Source organism: Microbispora sp. NPDC004025 (assembly GCF_053604425.1).
This window is the reverse complement of the sequence record NZ_JBSGHN010000004.1, coordinates 468,347-487,791: the sequence shown is the minus strand read 5'-3', so window position 1 is coordinate 487,791 and position 19,445 is coordinate 468,347. Positions and strand designations below refer to the sequence as shown.

The following is a 19,445-nucleotide window of genomic DNA, read 5'->3' as shown; positions in this document are numbered from 1 at the left end:
CGGGAGGCGCTCGATTCGGCACCTCGCCAGACGCTGTGCTGCCTGGTTCGAGCGCTCATGCGGCACACCCCAGTGAGGCGCGGGCCGGGATGCTGCGACCGTCCGGCATGAGCTCGCCGCTGTCGTCGAAGAGCACCACGCCGTTGCAGAGCAGGCCCCATCCCTGCTCCGGGTGAAAGGCGATCAGACAGGCCGCGTCACGGTCGGGCGCGTCCGCCGGCGGGCACTGCGGGTGGTGCTGGCACATGATCGGTCCCCCTGACTCTCATGCACTCTTTGAGACGTTTTCAGACTGCCTTCTCGCTCCTTGGGGTGGGGAGGGGGAAAACACCCGTATCGATACCTGTTCGAGGGATACGTAGGTAGTGGGTGGAGGACAGGTAGAGGGCGGGTAAACCCCCACTCGTGCAGGGAGATCACGTCCCAGGCCAGGCCCGCCCGCGTACGCCCGGCGGGACAGGAGCCGCACCCCTCATGGGCGAGTCCCGGATGGTCAATAGAGTTACGGCATGAGTCCGAGGATCGCGACCGCCGAGAAGGTGTCCCGTGAGCAGTTGCTCGACTTCGTCCGTGATCGCCACCGGGCGATCCTGATCACGGCGAGACGCGACGGCGGCCCTCAGGCGTCCCCCGTGTCGTGTGGAGTCGACGCCGAGGGCCGCATCGTCGTGTCGACCTACCCCGAACGCGCCAAAACCCGCAACGCCCGCCGCGACCCGCGGGTGAGCGTGGTCGTGCTGTCCGACGACTTCGACGGGCCGTGGGTGCAGGTGGACGGCACCGCCGAGGTGCTCGACCTGCCGGAGGCCCTGGAGCCGCTGGTCGAGTACTACCGGTCGATCTCCGGTGAGCACCCCGACTGGGAGGAGTATCGCGCGGCCATGGTCCGCCAGGGCAAGTCGCTGGTGCGGATCACCCCGACGTCCTGGGGACCGGTCGCCACCGGCGGGTTCCCGCCGCGCCTGGCTTGAGGCACTTGAGCGGCGCGCGTCTGTGGCCGTTGTACGCCGCCGGGTTCACCACGGCCTTCGGCGCGCACGGCATCGCGGCGAACCTCGCGGTGACGGATGACGGCGCGGGAGCGTCCCTGCTCCGGCTGGGCGTGTTGCTCGCCCTTTACGACGGTGCCGAGATCGTGCTCAAACCGGCGTTCGGCACGCTGGCCGACCGGATCGGGCCGTGCCCGGTGCTCGTGGGTGGCCTCGTCGCGTTCGTCCTCGCGTCGGGCGCGTACGCGCTGGCGGCCGGGCCGGAGGGCGCCGCGGACACGTGGTGGCTCCTGGCGGCGAGGCTGGGGCAGGGCGCCGCGGCCTCGGCGTTCTCACCCTCGGCGTCCGCGCTGGTCGCGCGCCTGACGCCGGAGAGCGCGCGGGGCCGGGCCTTCGGCTCGTACGGCTTCTACAAGAGCATCGGCTACACCCTCGGACCGCTCCTCGGCGGGGCGGTCGTCGTGGCCGGCGGCCTGGGGTCGCTGTTCGCGGTCATGGCCGTGCTGGCCGCCGTGGTGGCCTGCTGGGCGGCCCTCGCGGTGCCCCGGGTGCCCCCGCTGCCGCGTGCCCGGCAGACTGTGGGCGACCTCGCCAGGCGGCTCGCCGATCCCGGATTCCTGCGGCCGGTGACAGCCCTTGCGGCGGGGACGGCGGCGCTGTCGGCAGGGGTCGGCTTCCTGCCGGTCTCCGGCCGGGCGGACGGGCTCGGGCCCGTCGTGACCGGCGCGGCCGTCTCCCTGCTGGCCGCGTGCGCCGCCGTCGCCCAGCCCCTCGCGGGCCGGGCGCTCGACGCGGGGAGAGTCACCGCGGTCCGCGGCCTGGCCGCCGGGCTGCTGCTCTGCGCGGCGGCCTTCGCGCTCGCGGCCGTCCCGGGCGTGGCTCCGCTGCTCCTCGCGGCGGCGACGGCGGGCGTGGGGATCGGGCTGGTCACTCCGCTCGGGTTCACCGTGCTGGCCGGCGCCACGCCGCCCGAACGCATGGGCCAGACCATGGGGAGCGCCGAGGTGGGCCGGGAGATCGGCGACGCTGGCGGCCCGCTCCTCGTCGGCGCGGTCGCGACCGTGCTGTCCCTGAGCTGGGGTTACCTGCTGCTCGCCGTCGTGCTTGCCGCCAGTGCCGGGTACGCGGGCAGGCGGGGGCGAGAAGCGGCCTGAGTCATGGCACGATCCTGACAAGATCCGCAGCTTGCGGGACACCGGTTTTCCCGGCGCCGTGGCCAGGGAAAAACCGGTATCCACAGGGCGGGGATGCGGTTAGCCTCGGAGGCCGCCACGAGCGCCGGGGCCGTGAACCGGTGCGGACAAGGACGCGCGCGCATGCCCGACCCGCTCACCACACCGGCCGCCGAGCTTCCCGTCCGCAGGCTCGGGCCCGAGGACCTGGATGGGTGCCTCGCCCTGAGCCAGGACAGGGCCTGGGCCCGGGAGGAGCGCAAGTGGCTGTTCCTCCTGGAGAACGCCGAGGTCTACGCGATCGACGCGCCGTCGGGAGAGCTGGCGGGCACGGTCACGCTGACCCGGTACGGCACGGCCGCGGCGGGCATCGGCATGATGCTCGTCGCCACCCGGTACGGCGGGCGCGGGCTGGGCCGCCGGCTGATGACGCATGTGCTCGGCACGGCCGGTGACGCGGCCGTCTTCCTCTGGGCCACCGAGCTCGGCCGGCCGCTGTACGAGAAGCTCGGATTCGAGACGCTGGGCGTGACCGAGGCGCGCGTGGGGCGCCTGCGCCCCGGCGGCGACCCCGTTCTGTCGCGGCCGGCCGACCTCGACGCCGATCTCGACGCCCTGCTCGCGCTCGACGCGGAGGTCTTCGGCGCAGACCGGGCCGCGCTGCTGGCGCGGCTGTTCGCCTTCGCCGAGGAGATCAGGGTCGTCGAGGACGAGACGGGGCCGACCGGCTACGCCGTGTCGTGGCGCAGCATGAACACGCTGTTCATCGGGCCGGTGGTGGCCGGCGGCGAGGCGGACGCCCGCGCGCTCGTCACGGACCTCGCCCGCAACGCCGAAGGCCTGGTGCGGATCGAGGTCGAGCGCACCCGGCCGAGCCTGCTGGCCTGGCTCGGCGAGCAGGGCGTGGCACAGGCGTTCTCGACGTCCTTCATGGTCCACGGCGGCAGGCCGCTCCCCGGCGACCGGGCCCGCATGTTCGCTCCGATGATGCTCGCGATGGGCTGAACTCCTGGCTCACGGGGTCGTTTCTGATCCGGCTCTGATCTGTGCCGCCTACCGTCGCGACAGCCGGTGGGCCACCGGCCGCCCGCGCCCCCGGCGGGTCGTGTCGTCGCCGCGGGCGGGTGCCTCGCGAGACGAAGGAGCCGGACATGCGCGATCCCGTCACCCGCGCCACTCACCACGACAGCGGCGGGCCTGCCGGCCACAGCGGGCCTGAGCATGCCGCCGGTGCGTTCCCGCACCTGCTGCTGGAGGCGCTGCGAGGCTCGCCCGGCACTCCCGCCTTCGAGGTGGGCGCCAGGATCGTCTCCAGGGGCGAGCTGCTGGAGCTCATCGGGCGGATGGCCGGCGCGATGCGCGATGCGGGGCTCGGCCGCGGCAAGGGAGTCGCCGTCCGCACCGGGCTGTCACCGGAAGGGTTCGCCGCCCAGATGGCCGCGCACGTGCTGGGCTGCCGCGTGGTGAGCGTGAAGCCCGGGTACACGCCCGGCCAGCTCGCCGACGTCCTCGGCGTGGGGGTCGACGCGGTGGTCCTCGACCGGTCGACGGCGACACCGGACCTGCTCCACGCTGCCGGGCCGGCCACGCTGCTGTCGCTGGGGCCCGCTCCCGGCGCGGCCGGTGCGGCCGACCTCCTGGCCTACAGCGGCGACGACCGCCTTCCCGCCGTGACGGCACGCCCGGACGACGTGGCCCTGCTGACCTTCACCAGCGGCAGCACGGGCAGGCCGAAGGGCTGCGTGCTCACGTACCGGGCCCTGGCGGCGCACTGGTCGGCACTTCGCGGCTGGTCGTCGGCAGCGCCCGGATTCGGCGAGTCCTTCCACCGCTACATGCTCTTCGGCACCCTGTCCAGCCTGGTGGTGCTGGAGTTCCTGGCGCCGTGCCTGCTCGGGGGCGGCACCGCGGTGATTCCCGAGGAGGACGGCCGGCCGCTGTTCCCGTACGCGATCGAGCGGCACCGGATCACCGGCGCGATCGTGACCGTGCCCCGGCTGTGCCAGATGCTCGACCTGCTCCGGGAGGAGCCGGTCGACCTCGGCAGCCTGCGCGCACTGACGGTCTCCGGGTCGCCTCTCAGCCCGCATCGGCTGCTGGAGGCGCTGGACCGGCTGGGCCCCGTCGTCCACGTCGTGTACGGCGCGACCGAGGCCGGCGCCATCTCCATGCTCACGCCAGAGGAGGGCCGCGACGCGCCCACCTCGGTCGGCCGCCCGCACCCCGGTGTCGAGATCAGCGTGCGCGACGAGGAAGGCCGCCAGGTCGCGACCGGAGACACCGGAGAGATCCACGTGCGCAGCCCTTACCTGATGGCGGGCTACTGGAACCAGCCGGAGGAGACCCGCGACGTGCTGCGGGACGGCTGGCTGCGCACCCGCGATCTCGGGCACCTCGACGAGGCCGGCCTGCTGTACCTGGCCGGTCGGACCAGGGACGTGATCATGGTGAACGCGATCGTCGTCTACGCCGGCCCCATAGAGCGGGCGCTTGCCGGTCACCCTGACGTGGCCGAGGCGTACGTGACCGGCGCGCCGGACGAGCGGACCGGAGAGGCCGTCCACGCCTTTGTCGTCCCCGCTCCGGGCCGCACCCCGGACCACGCCGCCCTGGCGGAGCTGGTGCGCGCCGAGCTGGGCGCGGACAGCGTCCCCCGGACGATCACGACGGTCACCTCCGTACCGGTCGCGCCGAGCGGGAAACCGGACAAGCGTGCGCTGGTGGAACGGCATCTGTCCTCGGCGCTCTGATCCAGCTCTGAGAATCGCCCGCCAACACTGGTGAAACTTCAACCACCCCAGTGAGGGAGGCGTCAGTGCCGGACAACATCCTGGACTACCTGGTGATCGGCGCGGGGCCGGCGGGCCTGCAGATGGGTCACTTCCTGCACCGGGCGGGGCGCGGCTACCGGATTCTCGAGGCGGCGCCCGAGCCCGGCGCGTTTTTCCGGACCTTTCCCCGCCATCGGAAGCTCATCTCCATCAACAAGAAGCACACCGGATGGGACGACCCGGAGCTCAACCTCCGGATGGACTGGAACTCGCTGCTGTCGGACGACCCCCGTCTCCTGTTCACCCGCTACAGCGACCGTTACTTCCCCGCCGCCGAGGACTTCGTCCGCTACCTGGAGGACTACGTCGCCACGCAGGGCCTGCACGTCACGTACGACGCGCGGGTCGCCGAGGTCGCGCGCCCGGACGCCGAGGGCCCGTTCCTGGTGACCGACGAGTACGGCCGGACGTACCGGGCACGGCGGGTGATCGTCGCGACGGGGGTCTCCCGGCCCAACGTCCCGCCCATCCCCGGCATCGAGACCGCCGAGCAGTACGGCACCCACTCGACCGACCCCGCGGACTACACCGACATGCGGGTGCTCGTCATCGGCAAGGCCAACTCGGCCTTCGAGACAGCCGACAACCTCATCGAGACGGCGGCGGTCGTCCATGTGGCCGGACCGCACCCGGTGCGCCTGGCCTGGCGGACCCACTTCGTCGGGCACCTGCGCGCGGCCAACAACAACTTCCTCGACACCTACCAGCTCAAGTTGCAGAACGCCGTGCTGGACGGCGACGTCAGGCGCATCGAGCGCCGGGCCGACGGCTCCTACCTGGTGACGGTGGCCTTCGTCCGGGCCGACGAGGTCACCAAGGACATCCCGTACGACCGGGTGATCGTCTGCACCGGATTCCGGTTCGACGCCTCCGTGTTCTCGCCCGAATGCCGTCCCGAGCTGACGATCGGGGACAGGTTCCCCGCGCTGACCCCGTCCTACGAGTCGGTCAACGTGCCCGATCTCCACTGCGCCGGGACGATCACCCAGTCGCTCGACTTCAAGCGCGGCACCAACGGGTTCATCCACGGTTTCCGGTACGGCGTCCGCGCCCTGCACCGCATGCTGGAGAACAGGCATCATGGCGTCCCCTGGCCGGGCCGCGACCTCCCCGCAGATCCGGACGCGCTCGCGGCGGCCGTGCTCGAACGGGTCAACCGCAGCTCGGCGCTGTGGCAGCAGTTCGGAGTGCTGGCCGACGTGATCGTCCCGGACGGGCTCGGCGGCATGCGCTATCTGGAGGAGCTGCCGGTAGGCCTGCAGGGCCCGCCGATCGGCGACGCGGGCCACTTCGCGATCACCCTGGAGTACGGCCCGCACCACGACCAGATCGACCCTTTCGACCTCTCGGTGGGGCGGATCAGGCAGAGCGACGCGGAGCGCGCGCACGAGGGCCACTACCTCCACCCGGTCGTACGCCGCTACAGGGGCGGTGTGGTGGAGGCCGTCCACCACGTCACGGAGAACCTGGAGAACGACTGGACCTCGGAAGAGGTGCACCTGCGCCCGCTCCGGGACTTCTTCAAGCGCCAGAGCCTCCCGGTCTCGGCGTGACGGCCGTGCTGCCGACCGTGCTGCCGACCGTGCGGGACTTCGAGGCGGCGGCCCGCGACCGGCTGGACCCCGCCCACTACGACTACTTCGCCGCCGGAGCCGGCGACGAGGTCACGGTGAAGGCCAACGAGGCGGCGTTCGCCCGGCTCACGCTGCTGCCGCGGGTCCTGCGCGGCGCGGGGAGCCCGCGGATCGGGGTCACCTTGCTGGGCAGCAGCGCGGCGACGCCGGTGCTGGTGGCGCCGACCGCGTTCCACCGGCTCGCCCATCCCGAGGGGGAGAAGGCCACGGCCCGCGCGGCGGCCGCCGCGGAGACCATCATGATCGTGAGCATGGCCGCCACGGTCGCCGTCGAGGATGTCGCGGCCGCGGCGCCGGGCGCCACCCTGTGGTTTCAGCTCTACGTGCAGCCCGATATGGCCTTCACCGAGGCGATCGTCCGGCGTGCCGAGAAGGCCGGCTGCGCGGCGCTGGTCGTCACCGCCGACTCCCCCGCCCGGGGACGCCGTGACCGGGACGTGCGCAACGGCTTCGAGGACCTGCCCGAGGGCATGCGCTGCGAGAACCTGCGCGACGGCGACGCCGGGCCGGTGCGGCCGATCGTCATGTCGCCCGCGATCTCCTGGGAGCACGTCGACGCTCTGCGGCGGATGACACGGCTGCCGATCGTGCTCAAGGGCGTCACGCATCCCGCCGACGCGCGTCTCGCCCTGGACCACGGGGTGTCGGCGCTGTACGTCTCCAACCACGGCGGACGGCAGCTCGACACCGTCCCGGCCACCGTCGACCTGCTGCCGGAGATCGTGGCCGCCGTCGGCGGGGCCGTACCGGTGCTGGTCGACGGAGGGATCCGGCGCGGCACCGACGTGGTCAAGGCGCTGGCGCTGGGCGCGTCCGCCGTCGCGGTCGGCCGTCCGGTCATCTGGGGCCTGGCGGCGGGCGGCGAGTGCGGCGTCGCCCGGGTGCTCGCGCTGCTGCGGGAAGAGGTCGAGCACGCGCTCACCCTGTGCGGCCTCGCCTCGCTGCACGAACTGGAGCCGGGGCTGGTGCGGCGATGCTGACGGCGATGTGGGCGACGGTGCGGGGGACGGTGTGGCCGACGGTGTGGGTGGCCGCGGCCATCGTCGTGATCAGCCTGCCCCGGTGGCTCCCCGGGCGCGTCGTCGCGCTGCGCGGGTGGGTGTTCACGAGGATCAACGGTGAGGAGAGCATCCCGGTCCCCGGCGACATGGTCGGCGTGGACCGGTTCAGGGAGGTCTACTCCCACCCGGCGGCCTCCGGCCGGAGCGAAGGCGCCGTCCTGTCCGACCTGTTCTGGTACTGGCTGTCACCAGGGCCCGAGATGCACCAGGAGCACCTGGAGGCGGGGGAGCGGTACGACGCCGTCGCCCTGGCCACCCGCCGCATCCTGTCCCTGCCGCGGACACAGGTGGAGGAGCTCACCCGCCGGTGCGCCGGCCGGGCGCTGGAGGGCAGGCGCGGGATGGTCCGGCTGCGCGACCTGATGATGCCGGCCTGGGCCGAGTTCTCCTACGAGCTCGTCTTCGGCGAGCCCTGCCCGCCGCACGCCCGTGAGCTCATCGTCGGCAACGCGGACGACGTCGTGACCGCGCTCAAGTGCTGCGGCCTGCGGCACATGGACCGGCGCGACCGGCTGACCGCATATCTCGTCGAGTCGCTGCCGCGGGTGAAGCACGAGCTCCCGGCCGGCCTGACGACCCGGGAGCAGGCGCTGTACCTCCATGGGGCCTTCTTCACCACCGCCGTCGTGCAGATGTCGGAGGCCACGGCCCACGTGCTGATGGCCCTGGCCCGGCATCCGGACGTACAGGACGGGGCGCGGAGCGGCGACGACCGCTACCTCGACCAGGTGATCGCGGAGACGCTGCGGCTCTACCCGCTCTTCGGCATCGCCCACCGCGTCACCAAGGGCGACATCCCCCTGGGCGAGGGGAACGCCATCCCGGCCGGCTCGGTGCTGTGCTTCGACTACCCCGCGTTCCACCGCGCGGGCTTCCCCGATCCCGGGCGCTTCGATCCCGGACGCTTCGCTCCCGGGCACGCCCCGGCCAGGGAGCTCAACCACATCCCGTTCGGCATGCCGGCGAACCGTCCCTGCCCGGCGTGGCGGCTCGCCCCGCTCGCCATGCGGGTCGCGGTGCGGGAGGTCCTGCGGGCGTACGAGCTCGACTCCACCGCCGCGCACACCCGGTCGCTGCCCAACCGGGGGCCGTGCCTCCTCACCCCGCGGGCCACGCGGCGCGGGCCGGGCCGGCGACTGACGCTGCTGTCCATGCGCCTGCGGGACGACTGGGAGAACGTCTGGCGCAGCCTCGTGCAGCTCGTCCTCGGCACGTACATGGTGTGGGACGCGCGCCGGCTGCGGCTGTGCGAACGGCATTTCACCGGCGACGCCCGCCCCGAGGGCACGTAGACCACCGGCCGATCCCAGGCCCGACCACGAGCGGAGGCACACGCCATGCCCGTTCCCGCCCTCCTTTCACTACAGGCGCACACCGCCGACCCCAACCTGGAGCTGGCGCTCAGGGTGCTGCCGGCCCTGGCCGTCATCCTGCTGACCGCGGCGCTGTGCGGCCGGCTCGCGCTCCTCGTGATGCAGCCGCGCGTCGTCGGCGAGATGGTCGCCGGCGTCCTGCTCGGGCCGACGCTCCTCGGCGCGTTGTTCCCCGACGCGCAGGCGGCCCTGTTCCCCGCCGAGGTCAGGCCGGTCCTGTACGTGCTCAGCACCCTCGGCCTGACCTTGTACATGTTCCTGGTCGGGGCCGGGATGGACCACGACGCCCGGGCGCCGGGCGAGGTGCGCAAGGCGGGCGTGCTGGCGGCGTCGGGGATCGGCTCTCCGCTGGTCCTCGGCGGCGCCGCCGGTCTCGTCCTGTGGGACCACCTCTCCCGCCCGGACGTCAGTCGAATCGAGTTCGCCCTGTTCCTCGGGGGAGCGCTGTCGCTGACCGCGTTCCCCATGCTCGCCAGGATCCTGTACGAACGCGGGCTGCAGAACTCCCGAATCGGCCGGATCGCCCTGCTGGCCGCGTCCATCGACGACGCCGTGGCCTGGTGCCTGCTCGCGGCGCTGTCGGCGGCACACCTGGGCGGCGGTCCCGGCGACACGTTGCGCACCATCGCCCTGGCGGGGGTGTTCGCCGCGGTGATGCTCGGGGTGGTCGCTCCGCTGCTGCGCCCGCTGGGCCGCCGCGTCGCGCGCACCGGGCGCCTCGGCGCCGGCGCCGTGTACGTGATCGTGCTGGTGCCGCTCACGGCCGGGTGGATCACCGACGCGATCGGCGTCTACTCGGTGTTCGGCGGTTTCGTCGCCGGGCTGTCCATGCCACGCGAGCCGGCGTTCCGCGCCGCTCTGCACGGCCGGATGATGGATCTCGTATCGACCCTCCTGCTGCCCGTCTTCTTCGCGTTCTCGGGGCTGAACACCCATCTCGGCGGCATCGCCGGGGGCACCTCGCTATTGCTGTTCGCGCTGATCCTGGCCCTGGCCTTCTGCGGGAAATACTTCGGCTGCTCGCTGGCGACCCGGGCGCTGGGATTCGGCTGGCGCGAATCCTGGGCCATGGGCGCGATGATGAACGCCCGCGGACTGATGATCCTCATCTTCATCAACATCGGCCTGGCGCAGGGCATGATCACGCAGGAGCTCTTCGCGATGCTCGTCCTCGTGGCCGTGCTCACCACCGCGGGGGCCCTGCCGTTGTACAGACTGGCGCTGCCGGAGCGCCACGAGCCGGTGGACGCGAAGAGCGCGGGGAGCCCGGCCCCGGTGGGTGCGGCGGCGGGGGAAACCGGTTTCAGCTAATTTCACTTCGAGGTCGGACATTCGCAACACAACAGGGCGAGTTTTCCGGAGTAAAATTCCGGAGTCTGGATATTTCCTGGTATCGGTGCCACGGTTGTGCGGTGGCACGGATACCGGGGACATCCGAACCGCGCACCCGGCGCCTGCTGCTCGTGGAGGACGACCGCGAGCTGGGAGACATGCTGGTCGAGGTCTTCACCGACGAGGGCTACACGGTCGATCTGGCGCTGGAGGGCCAGCGGGGCCTGCACCTGGCGCTGAGCCGCGGCTACGACGTCATGATCATCGATCGCGGACTGCCCGTGGTCGACGGGCTCGACCTGCTGCGGCGGCTGCGCCGGCAGGCGGTCACCGTGCCGGTGCTGATGCTCACCGCCTTCGGCGCCCTCGCCGACCGGGTGACCGGACTCGACGCGGGCGCGGAGGACTACCTGGTCAAGCCGTTCGAGATCGACGAGCTGCTGGCCAGGGTGCGGGCCCTGCACCGCAGGAACCTGGACCAGGCGGCGCTGCTGCCGCTCGGCGCCGGCTGGCTCGACTCCGCGTCCTGCACCGTACGGCTGCCGTCCGGCGAGCAGGTGACGCTGTCAGGCCAGGAGTGCCGGCTGCTGCACGCGCTGGCGGCCCGCCCCCGGCAGGTGCACACGCGCAGCTCGCTGCGGCAGCGGGTCTTCGACGGCGCGAGGACCGAGTCGATCGTGGACACCTACGTCTACTACCTGCGCACAAAGCTGGGGCCCGGCGTCGTCCGTACCGTGCGGGGCGTGGGATACCGCCTGGGCGAGCTGTGAAGACGACACCGTCCTTCGACCCGGAGCGGCGCCTGCTGACCCGGACCCGCCGCCGGATCACCGCGCAGGTGGCGGCCGTGTTCTCACTGGCGGTCGCCCTCCTGGGCGCGCTGGTGTACAACCTCGTGGCCGACCAGCAGGACGCGACCGCCCGGCGCGACCTGGCCGTGGCCGCGATGTCGGCGCCGATGGACCACCCGCCGCCCTGCGTATGGCTGTTCGAACTGCGGGCGGGCACCGTGCGGAGCTCCCCGGGGGCGCCTGAGGGCCTGCCGGTGCGCGACACACTGGACCGGGTCGCCGCCGACGGCCGCACCCGGGTCGACGTCGTGGAGATCGGCGGAGGTACATACCTGGTGCGTACGCAGCGGCGCGGCGACGTGCCCCTGCAGGCGGTGATGGACCTGTACTACCCCGTCACCGAGCGGCAGCGGCTGCTGCGCACGCTCTGCGCCGCCGAGGTGGCGGCCCTGCTCGCGGCGTTGCTGATCGGCCAGGTCCTCGCCGACCGTGCGATCGCTCCGCTGGGCGAGGCCCTGGATCGGCAGCGCCGGTTCACCGCCGACGTCAGCCACGAACTGCGCAGCCCGCTGACCCGGCTGCACGTCCGCGCGCAGCTCGCCGCCCGGCGCCTGCGGCGGGAGCCCGATCCTCTGCTCGTCGTGGGCGACGTCGACCGTCTGGTGACCGGCATCGGGCAGCTGGGCGAGGTGATCGAGGATCTGTTGCTGTCGACCCAGCTCAGGCAGCGCCGCCGGCCGTTCGGGCCCGCGGACCTGGCCGCCCTGGCGGAGGAGTCGGCCGAGGCCGAGGCGGTCCGCGCCGGGCAGCGCGGGGTGACGATCGACCTGCGGCGGGACCTGGGCGATCATCTCGTGTGCGGAGCGCCGTCCGCGCTGCGCCGGGTGATCTCCGCGCTCCTCGACAACGCGCTCCGCCACACCTCCGCGGGCGGCCACATCTGGGTGACCGTGCGTTCGACTCCGCAGATCGTTCAGCTCAGTGTGCGGGACGACGGCGTGGGGCTGGATCCGCGTGACGGCGAGCGCGTGCTGGCCAGACATGTGGGCGCGCCCCACGCCGGAGGTCTCGGCATCGGCCTGGCTCTCGTGAGCGAGGTGATGGACGCGCACGGCGGCACGATCGACGTGGACGGCCGGCCGGGAGCCGGAGCCACCTTCACGATCTCTCTCCCCCGGGCGGCCCCGGATCCCGCTCCACGCCTCTCCCGGATCTTCCTGCCCCAGCAGGCGGGGAGGGTGACGAGCAGAACGCCTGAGGCGACCGCCTCCGGCCCCGGCGACGCCTCCCTGTATTCCTCCGGGGAGGGCACGACGGTCGCGGCTCACGCCTTCCGTACGCCCCCGGGGGCCGGTCGGCCCGGCCGCACCCCGGCGGAAACCGGTTCGGCCGGGAGGGAGAACAGCTCCTCGACGGGAACGCCGAAGATCTCCGCCATCCGCATGGCCAGGGCCAGGCTCGGCAGACGCTCCCCGCGTTCGATGTAGCCGATCGTCTGCCGGTGCACTCCCAAGGCGTCGGCGAGTTCCCGCCGGGACAGCCCCCGGGTCCTGCGCAGCGTACGCAGCGCCGACCGAACGATATCCGTCACATGTCAGATCTAACATCCGGCGCGGCATTCCGTCACGATTCACCGGTGCATTTGTTTTTTATTTTCACCCGGATGTGCGCGGGACCGGCCCGGTGGCCTGCGGAAGTCTTTTCGTTCGTCGTCCCGCGTCCGTCCCGGCGGCAAACAATGGAATTTCTTGCCCCGCTCGCATGTGGTTAACTCTTAATTGCGAGCCGATACGGCCGGCTCGCTCGAAACGAACCCGCGCAATAGTCTTCCCGGAGGAGCCATGGACACCACCGAGCAGCTGATCGCCGGCTACACCGCCTACACCGACGCGGAGGAGATCGGCGCCTCGGTCGAGGGCGAAGCCCCCGCGACCACCACGACGCTTTCGACGGCCGTTTGCGCCTCCGCGGTGAGTCTCACGGTCGCCACCTGGTACTACGGCTGCTGACGGCGGTCGGCGCCACACTTCGCCGGCCCTCGCGCGTGCGGTCCGAGCCTTTCGGCCTCGGACCGCACGCGCGTTTTCTGTTTATCGAATAATTTTCTCATTGCCTTTCATGAATGACGTGGATATCATCGTATTATGGATTCCATTGAGCAGAGAGTAGCCCAGCTCGAAAACCAGGTCGCATTCCTCCAGCTGTATCTCGGTGTCGACCCGGCAATCGCCGGCGGCGGTGAGTCGGTGCTGCCGCCCGAGTTTCACGCCGCCCTGCAGCGCGGCAAGAGAATCGAGGCCGTCAGGATCTACCGGAAGGCCACGGGTGCCTCCCTCGTCACCGCGAAGGACGCGGTGGAGGCCATGATGCGCAAGGCCGGAAACCGATAGTCGCAAGCGGTTTCCATTGCCGATCACGGGAAACGGCGCCGGCGTGCTCGACCTGAGCGCGCCGGCGCCGTTTTCGTGTGCGTGACCCGGTCGTCCGACGGGTCGTCGTCCCGAGTCGCGCTGTATGCCCCGCTGTGTGTCCGCGCTGCCTGTCCCGCGCTGCCTGTCCCGCGCTGCCTGTCCCGCGCTGTCTGTCCCGCGCTGTCTGTCCCGCGCTGTGTGTCCGTGGTGTGTGTCCGCGCTGTGCTGCCGGTCGGCCGACCGGGAGCTCGGCCGGACAGCGAAACGGCCCCTCCTCCCGGTTCGGCTCCGGTGCAGGAGCCGCTGTCGTTCCGGGATGAGGGGCCGTTTCCTTGGTGGACCGCCTCGGCCTGGTAGCCCCGTGCTACCAGGCCAGGTCGGCGGGTGTGAGGATGTCCGAGAGACGGGCTGCGTCGCCCGTGATGACACCGGTGAAGCGCGAGGGGGCGTAGAACTCCTCGATGGCGGCGCGCACCTCGGCCTGGTGCAGCCGGCGCAGTTCCTCCGGCTGCGTGACCAGCCAGTGCGGCTCGTGGCCGAAGCCCACGGCGTTGGACAGCGCGGTGGCCAGCGCGGACTGCGACCCCAGGCCGACGGCCGTCATGCCGAGCAGGTACCGCCGGGCCGACTCGATCTCCTCCTCCGACGCTCCGCCACCGGTCAGGTCGTCGAGTTCGGCGCGGATCAGCCGTACCGCCTTCGCGGTGGCGTCCGTTGCGGTGTCGACGTCGATGACCACGGACGAGTCGTCGAACACCTCGTCGAGACCCGTGTCCACGCGGTAGGCGAGACCCTCCTCCTCCCGCACCCTCGTGACGAGGCGGGAGGAGAAGTAGCCGCCCACCACCATCGTGGCCACGTTCAGCGCGGCGAAACGGGGGTCGGTTCGCGGCGGCGCCGGCGCGGCCAGCACGACCTGCGACTGGACGGCGCCGGGCCGGTCGACCAGCGCGATGCCGGTTCCGGTCAGCGGCGGCCGGTAGGACGACCGGACCGCGGCCCCGGACGAACCCCAGCCACGCGTGATCGCCTCCAGGCGGTGCACCACGGCGTGCGGATCGATGTCGCCGACCAGCACCAGCAGCGCGCCCCGGGGCCGGAGCACCTGCCGATGCAGTGCCAGCACCTGCTCCGCCGTGATCCCGGACACCGTACGCTCGTCCGGGGTCAGCCGCAGCGCGGGCAGGTCGCCGTGGCGGTGGGCGCGCAGCGCCTCGCGGGCGAAGACGCGCGGCTGGGCTCGGGACACCCTGATCTTCTCGACGAGTCTCCGCCGGGCGAGAGCGAGGTCGGCGTCATCGTGGGAGGGGCTGACCAACGCCTCCATGAGCACGTCCAGCACCACGGGCAGCCCGGTGGCGGTGGCCGACCCGTAGATGCCCAGCCAGCGCTCGTCGGTGGCGCAGTGCAGGCCCGCCCCCGCCCTGCCCATGGCGTCGTCGATCGCCTCCGGGGTGCGGTCCGCCGTACGGCGGAGCAGAAGCGAGCACAGGATCTGGGCCGCGGCGCTCAGGCCGGGTTCGGGCGCGGGGAGGGGAAGGCGTACACGCACCTCCACCAGGGGCACCGACGGCGAGCGTACGGCGAGGACGCGCAGCCCGTTGGGCAGGACCGTGTCGACCGTCTCCGGCATCCGGAACGGCCGCTCCGGGCCGAGAGCAGGCAGGAGGCGGGCCGGTGCGGGCCGCGTGGCGGTGGCGGTGACCATGAGAGTTCTCCTTCGGGATCAGGCGGCGTTCGCACGGGACCCGGCGGGGACCAGGGGCAGGACGGCACGGGCGTCACGGCGCAGCGCCCCGGCCGCGCGCCCGACCTGCTCGGCGTCCACGGCCGCCAGCAGCGCGGGCAACTCGTCCACGAGTTCCGCGGCGCCGTGCAGCACCTCGAACGCGCCCAGGGCGCGGGTCCTGGCGGTCAGCCCGTCGTACGTCCGGTAGGTGCCGGCGGACGTACGGGCCGTGGCCTGGGCCATTTCGGCCTCCCGCGGGCCCCGGCGGGCCAGGTCGTCCAGCTCCTCGTCCAGCACGCCCAGGATCTGTTCCGGCCGGGTCGCGGGGGAGTGCGTGGCGACCATCAGGAACACGTCGGGATCGCGGGCTTCGAACGCGCCGAAGAGTCCGCAGCCGGTGCGCACGTCTACGACGAGCTGGTCCCGGTGGACCATCCGGCGGGTGAGCCTGCCGTCGTCGCTGCCGGTCAGGATCGAGCTCAGCACCATGTGCGCCAGGTAGTCGCGCCGGGCCGCGGCGGGATCCGGGAGCCGGTGGCCGACCGCCAGCGCGGGCAGCGGCGCGTGCGCGTCGTGGTGTTCGCCCCAGCGTTCCCGCGCGAGAGGGGGTTCGGCCAGCGTGGGCCGCGGCGGCGCCGGCCGGGCCGGAACGTCGCCGAACCAGCGCTCCACCATCTCGGCCGCCGCCTGCGGCTCGAACCCGCCGGCGATCGTCAGCACGGCGTTGCCGGGGCCGTAGTAGGTGCCGAAGAACGCCTCGCACTCGGCGAGCGTCGCCGATTCGAGGTCCTCGAAGTCGCCGTAGCCGTTGTGCGCGTTGGCGTACGAGCTGAACAGCACGCCCGGCAGCACCGTCCAGGGATAGCCGCCGTACGGCCGGTTGGTGACGTTGAGCCGGATCTCCTCCTTGACCACGTCGACCTGGGTGAGGAGGTTCTCGGCGGTGATGTCGGGGCCGAGCATCCGGTCGGCCTCGAGATACAGGACCAGCTCCAGTGCCGAGGACGGCACCACCTGGTAGTAGTCGGTGTAGTCCTGGTGGGTCGAGCCGTTCGCCGAACCGCCGGCCGCCTGGATCCGGCGGAAGTGCTCGAGCTTGCGGACGTTTCGGCTGCCCTGGAACATCAGGTGCTCGAAAAGGTGCGCGAATCCGGTGCGGTCGGCCGGTTCCGAGCGGAACCCGACGTCGTAGTGCACGCTCACACCCACGGTCGGCAGATCGGGGATGGGCTGAAGGATCACGCGCAGGCCGTTGGAGAGAGTCAGGCGGTGGAGCGGGGTTGCGGACACTCGCGCTTCTCCCATGGAGGTCGGGCGGACGGAGGGGTAGGGGATGGTCCGGGATGTCCGGGCCCGGGCGGGCGCCGGGGGGACCGGGGTGCCCGCCGTGAGGCGGGCACCCGTGAGGAGCGTCCTCAGCAGCCGATCTTGACGGTGCCGCTGACGATCGACCCGATGCTCGCGCCGCAGGCCAGCGACGAGGCGCCGATGAAGGACAGGATGCTCGGCGTGGTGGCGGGGGCGTCGGCGGCCGTGGAGACCCCGACCTCCTCGGCGCTGGTGTAGGCGGTGTAGCCGGAGATGAGCTCGTCGGCGAGGTTGTTCATTTTTTCCTCCTGTGTATTCGAATCCCTCGGCGCGTTTTCGCGCTGATTCATTTGTAGCAGGACCGGCCGGAGAAAAATTATTGTTGCTTTCGTTTCCGGGTGCTTTCACCTGCCCCGCCGTCCGGCACAAAAAAATAACTCTCCCCGCGGCGGGGAGAGCATGATTGGGAAAGAAACCGAAATCGGGCGCGGCCCCCTGAGGGGTCGCGCCCTGCTTCAGCTGTGCGCATCCGGCGGCTTCACTTCCGCATGTGCGGCGGGTGGCCGGCCGGGGGAGGAGCGGTCAGCGACGAGGGCCGCGGCGGTGTCGCCGGCGGCGTTCCAGGTCCGCGAGGACCGCGATGATCATCATGAGCGCCAGCCCGCTGACGAGAGGTTGCATGAATTTCCTCCACATTAAGGGGACGGGTCGCGGCCGTGGTCCTACACCGCCGCGCCCACCGGCTGGAGATCGTGCCACCGCTGGCTGTGCACGAGCTGACGGTAGTGATCACATCGGGACATGAGGTCGGAGTGCGCCCCCGCGTCCACCACTGTGCCGCCGTCCATGACGACGACCTGGTCGGCCTGCTGGATCGTGGACAGGCGATGGGCGACGACGACCACCGCGCGCTCGCGGGCGAGGCGGTCGACGACGTCGCGGAGCCGCAGCTCGTTGATGCCGTCGAGCTGCGAGGTGGGTTCGTCCAGCAGGATGACCGCCGCGTCGCTCAGCAGGGCGCGGGCCAGGGCGAGCCGCTGGCGTTGCCCGCCGGACAGGTCGACGCCGCGGCCGATGACCGTGTCCAGCCCGTCGGGCAGGTCGAGCACGACCTGCCGTAGGTCGACCGATTCCAGGGTCGCCATGACCGTCTCGTCGTCGGCGGGGAAGGCCGCGCCGAGCAGCAGGTTGTCGCGGACGCTGCCTTCGACGAGGGTGAAGCTCTGGTCCACATAGGCCAGGTTGCCGCGCAGCCGGCGCAGCGGCCAGTCCTCGATGGGGCTGCCGAGGACGCGGATGGCCCCCCTGTCGGCGTGGTTGAACCGCTCGACCAGCCCGAGCACGGTCGACTTGCCCGCTCCGGAGTGACCGACCAGCGCGGTCACGCCGCGGGACGGCGCGGAGAAGGTGACCCCGTTCAGGACCGGATGGCCGTCGTACGCGAAGCCGACGTCGGTGAACTCGACGGCCGCGGCGTCGGCCGGAGGGAAGGGCGGCGCGACCACTTCGTCGTCGCGCTCCCGCGGGATGTTCAGCAGGTCCTCGAAGCGGGACCGGGCGGCCAGGCCGACCTGCAGCCGGCTCATCCCGGTCACGACCGTGGTGACCGGCCCGATCAGCTGGAGCAGGTACAGCAGGAACGCCACGAAACCGGACATGGACAGAGCGCCTGCGCCCATCCGGGCGCCGCCCGCGATGACGATGCTGACCAGGGCGATCTCCTGCCCCAGCCCCAGCACCGGCATCACCAGGGACTGCAGACGGGCCGCGGACAGGGTCTTGCGCGTCAACGCCCCCGCGTCCTCGGCGAGCGACGCGGCGGTGGCCGCCTCTGCGCAGTACGCCTTGATCGTCGGCAGTGAGGTGAGAGCGGTGGTGAAGCGCTGGGCCAGCTGCCCGGTCGCCTCCTGGACCTGCACGAAGCCGCGGCGGCTGTGGACCATCACGACCCCGATGGCGACCGCCGCGACCGCGAAGGACGCGATCGTGATGAGCACCATGACCCAGTCGATCAGCGCCATCACGACCAGGCTGAACAGGACCGTGATGGCCGCGACCGGAAGCTGCACCACGCCGACGTCGACGACGGAGCGCAGCAGCACGGCGTCGGAGGTGATGCGGGCGACGAGGTCGCCCGGCCCCTGCTCGCCGACCGTGCGCATGGGCAGCCGCAGCGTGTGCTCCATCGCCTCGGCGCGCAGCCCGAGCACCAGCCGTTCGCCGAGGCGGGTCAGGGCGTACGCCGAAGCGGCGCCGGCGAACGCGCCGCCGATGGAGACGGCCGAGGTCACCGCCAGCAGGCCACCGATCGGAGCGTGCCCGGTCAGGGCCTCGACGAGCCCCTTGACCAGGAGCGGGACCGAGAGCGTGGCCGCGGTCGAGGCGAGTGCGAGGAGTACGGCCAGGGCGACGGTCAGGCCGTTGCCGCGGACGAGGTCGGCGCCGAGGCGCAGGCGCCGTACGTGAGACGGGGGATGTTGGCGTGTCGTCACGGTGTCCCGGGTTCCCTTCAGTGGATGCGGCGGGGGGCGGGAGTCGGAGGTGATCCCCCGGTCCCGGGCGCGGGCGCCCGGGACCGGAAGGGGAGCGATCAGCAGCCTGCGCCGAAGGTGGTGCCGACGAAGCCGATGGAGAACATCACGCACTCGACCGAGGAGACGGTGACGCTGGTGGCCGGCGTCGTGCCGGGCGCCTCGGCCGACACGCTCACGCCGAACTCCCCGGCGTCGGTGTAGGCGGTGTAACCGTTGATCAGCAGCTCGGTGTCGCTCATTTTCTCTCCTTCAGAAGTGGGGTTCCGGCTCTTGGCTCTTT

The 19,445-nt window shown here is 72.0% G+C and carries 18 protein-coding genes and 1 pseudogene; 12 read left to right on the top strand and 7 right to left on the bottom strand.

Annotated features, from left to right (window positions below; translation table 11 throughout):
* Positions 1 to 55: 55 nt before the first annotated feature.
* Positions 56 to 247 carry a DUF5999 family protein gene (locus ACWEQG_RS14295; RefSeq protein WP_079314569.1) on the bottom strand — a complete coding sequence of 64 codons (192 nt, stop codon included), beginning with the start codon at positions 245 to 247 and terminating at the stop codon, positions 56 to 58.
* A 262-nt stretch (positions 248 to 509) separates the two neighbouring features.
* Between ACWEQG_RS14295 and ACWEQG_RS14290 the strand changes: the two genes are divergently transcribed.
* The 10 genes and pseudogenes from ACWEQG_RS14290 to ACWEQG_RS14245 form a co-directional block, all read left to right on the top strand.
* A complete protein-coding gene (locus ACWEQG_RS14290; protein WP_346227913.1) occupies positions 510 to 971 on the top strand; it encodes a PPOX class F420-dependent oxidoreductase in 462 nt (153 codons plus the stop codon).
* A 5-nt stretch (positions 972 to 976) separates the two neighbouring features.
* Positions 977 to 2,143, top strand: a complete 1,167-nt coding sequence (locus ACWEQG_RS14285) for an MFS transporter (RefSeq protein WP_452284718.1) — start codon at positions 977 to 979, stop codon at positions 2,141 to 2,143.
* A 162-nt stretch (positions 2,144 to 2,305) separates the two neighbouring features.
* Complete coding sequence (locus ACWEQG_RS14280) at positions 2,306 to 3,166, top strand: GNAT family N-acetyltransferase (RefSeq protein ID WP_452284716.1); 861 nt, start codon at positions 2,306 to 2,308, stop codon at positions 3,164 to 3,166.
* A 146-nt stretch (positions 3,167 to 3,312) separates the two neighbouring features.
* Positions 3,313 to 4,911, top strand: coding sequence for a class I adenylate-forming enzyme family protein (locus ACWEQG_RS14275; protein ID WP_452284714.1), 1,599 nt, complete (start codon positions 3,313 to 3,315; stop codon positions 4,909 to 4,911).
* Positions 4,912 to 4,976: 65 nt separating this feature from the next.
* Positions 4,977 to 6,545 (top strand): NAD(P)-binding domain-containing protein, encoded by a 1,569-nt coding sequence (locus ACWEQG_RS14270; protein ID WP_452284712.1) that lies wholly within the window; start codon positions 4,977 to 4,979, stop codon positions 6,543 to 6,545.
* Positions 6,542 to 7,606, top strand: coding sequence for an alpha-hydroxy acid oxidase (locus ACWEQG_RS14265; protein ID WP_452284710.1), 1,065 nt, complete (start codon positions 6,542 to 6,544; stop codon positions 7,604 to 7,606). The genes ACWEQG_RS14270 and ACWEQG_RS14265 overlap by 4 nt, the downstream gene beginning before the upstream one ends.
* Positions 7,600 to 8,979 carry a cytochrome P450 gene (locus tag ACWEQG_RS14260; protein WP_452284708.1) on the top strand — a complete coding sequence of 460 codons (1,380 nt, stop codon included), beginning with the start codon at positions 7,600 to 7,602 and terminating at the stop codon, positions 8,977 to 8,979. The genes ACWEQG_RS14265 and ACWEQG_RS14260 overlap by 7 nt, the downstream gene beginning before the upstream one ends.
* 45 nt (positions 8,980 to 9,024) lie before the next feature.
* Positions 9,025 to 10,371 carry a cation:proton antiporter domain-containing protein gene (locus ACWEQG_RS14255; protein WP_452284705.1) on the top strand — a complete coding sequence of 449 codons (1,347 nt, stop codon included), beginning with the start codon at positions 9,025 to 9,027 and terminating at the stop codon, positions 10,369 to 10,371.
* Positions 10,372 to 10,472: 101 nt separating this feature from the next.
* Positions 10,473 to 11,162, top strand: a complete 690-nt coding sequence (locus ACWEQG_RS14250; protein WP_452284703.1) for a response regulator transcription factor — start codon at positions 10,473 to 10,475, stop codon at positions 11,160 to 11,162.
* A 176-nt stretch (positions 11,163 to 11,338) separates the two neighbouring features.
* A pseudogene (locus ACWEQG_RS14245) lies at positions 11,339 to 12,352 on the top strand (sensor histidine kinase); the annotation flags it as partial.
* A gap of 155 nt (positions 12,353 to 12,507) precedes the next feature.
* Here the strand turns inward: ACWEQG_RS14245 and ACWEQG_RS14240 are convergent.
* Positions 12,508 to 12,690, bottom strand: a complete 183-nt coding sequence (locus tag ACWEQG_RS14240; RefSeq protein WP_452285102.1) for a helix-turn-helix transcriptional regulator — start codon at positions 12,688 to 12,690, stop codon at positions 12,508 to 12,510.
* 334 nt (positions 12,691 to 13,024) lie between these two features.
* Here ACWEQG_RS14240 and ACWEQG_RS14235 point away from each other — a divergent pair, with 334 nt between their 5' ends.
* Both ACWEQG_RS14235 and ACWEQG_RS14230 read left to right on the top strand, forming a co-directional pair.
* The gene (locus ACWEQG_RS14235) at positions 13,025 to 13,192 is read left to right on the top strand and encodes an LxmA leader domain family RiPP (protein WP_452284701.1); all 168 of its coding nucleotides are present in this window, start codon (positions 13,025 to 13,027) and stop codon (positions 13,190 to 13,192) included.
* Positions 13,193 to 13,327: 135 nt separating this feature from the next.
* On the top strand, positions 13,328 to 13,573 hold the full coding sequence (locus tag ACWEQG_RS14230) for a hypothetical protein (protein WP_452284699.1): 246 nt from the start codon (positions 13,328 to 13,330) through the stop codon (positions 13,571 to 13,573).
* Positions 13,574 to 13,958: 385 nt separating this feature from the next.
* Here ACWEQG_RS14230 and ACWEQG_RS14225 read toward each other — a convergent pair whose 3' ends face one another.
* The 5 genes from ACWEQG_RS14225 to ACWEQG_RS14205 form a co-directional block, all read right to left on the bottom strand.
* A complete protein-coding gene (locus ACWEQG_RS14225) occupies positions 13,959 to 15,302 on the bottom strand; it encodes a M16 family metallopeptidase (RefSeq protein WP_452284697.1) in 1,344 nt (447 codons plus the stop codon).
* 18 nt (positions 15,303 to 15,320) lie between these two features.
* A complete protein-coding gene (locus ACWEQG_RS14220; RefSeq protein ID WP_452284695.1) occupies positions 15,321 to 16,613 on the bottom strand; it encodes a M16 family metallopeptidase in 1,293 nt (430 codons plus the stop codon).
* Positions 16,614 to 16,738: 125 nt separating this feature from the next.
* Positions 16,739 to 16,930 carry an LxmA leader domain family RiPP gene (locus ACWEQG_RS14215; protein WP_452284693.1) on the bottom strand — a complete coding sequence of 64 codons (192 nt, stop codon included), beginning with the start codon at positions 16,928 to 16,930 and terminating at the stop codon, positions 16,739 to 16,741.
* A gap of 423 nt (positions 16,931 to 17,353) precedes the next feature.
* Positions 17,354 to 19,123: an ABC transporter ATP-binding protein gene (locus tag ACWEQG_RS14210; RefSeq protein WP_452284692.1), complete on the bottom strand. Its 1,770-nt coding sequence runs from the start codon at positions 19,121 to 19,123 to the stop codon at positions 17,354 to 17,356.
* A 98-nt stretch (positions 19,124 to 19,221) separates the two neighbouring features.
* Entirely contained in the window at positions 19,222 to 19,404 is a 183-nt protein-coding gene (locus ACWEQG_RS14205) for an LxmA leader domain family RiPP (protein WP_452284690.1), read from the bottom strand.
* Positions 19,405 to 19,445: the final 41 nt, after the last annotated feature.

Excerpts from the sequence above, each read along its gene's own strand:
- ACWEQG_RS14295 (WP_079314569.1), bottom strand. The coding sequence starts at position 247 with ATGTGCCAGCACCACCCGCAGTGCCCGCCGGCGGACGCGCCCGACCGT.
- ACWEQG_RS14290 (WP_346227913.1), top strand. The coding sequence starts at position 510 with ATGAGTCCGAGGATCGCGACCGCCGAGAAGGTGTCCCGTGAGCAGTTG.
- ACWEQG_RS14280 (WP_452284716.1), top strand. The coding sequence starts at position 2,306 with ATGCCCGACCCGCTCACCACACCGGCCGCCGAGCTTCCCGTCCGCAGG.
- ACWEQG_RS14275 (WP_452284714.1), top strand. The coding sequence starts at position 3,313 with ATGCGCGATCCCGTCACCCGCGCCACTCACCACGACAGCGGCGGGCCT.
- ACWEQG_RS14260 (WP_452284708.1), top strand. The coding sequence starts at position 7,600 with ATGCTGACGGCGATGTGGGCGACGGTGCGGGGGACGGTGTGGCCGACG.
- ACWEQG_RS14255 (WP_452284705.1), top strand. The coding sequence starts at position 9,025 with ATGCCCGTTCCCGCCCTCCTTTCACTACAGGCGCACACCGCCGACCCC.
- ACWEQG_RS14235 (WP_452284701.1), top strand. The coding sequence starts at position 13,025 with ATGGACACCACCGAGCAGCTGATCGCCGGCTACACCGCCTACACCGAC.
- ACWEQG_RS14230 (WP_452284699.1), top strand. The coding sequence starts at position 13,328 with ATGGATTCCATTGAGCAGAGAGTAGCCCAGCTCGAAAACCAGGTCGCA.
- ACWEQG_RS14225 (WP_452284697.1), bottom strand. The coding sequence starts at position 15,302 with ATGGTCACCGCCACCGCCACGCGGCCCGCACCGGCCCGCCTCCTGCCT.
- ACWEQG_RS14215 (WP_452284693.1), bottom strand. The coding sequence starts at position 16,930 with ATGAACAACCTCGCCGACGAGCTCATCTCCGGCTACACCGCCTACACC.
- ACWEQG_RS14205 (WP_452284690.1), bottom strand. The coding sequence starts at position 19,404 with ATGAGCGACACCGAGCTGCTGATCAACGGTTACACCGCCTACACCGAC.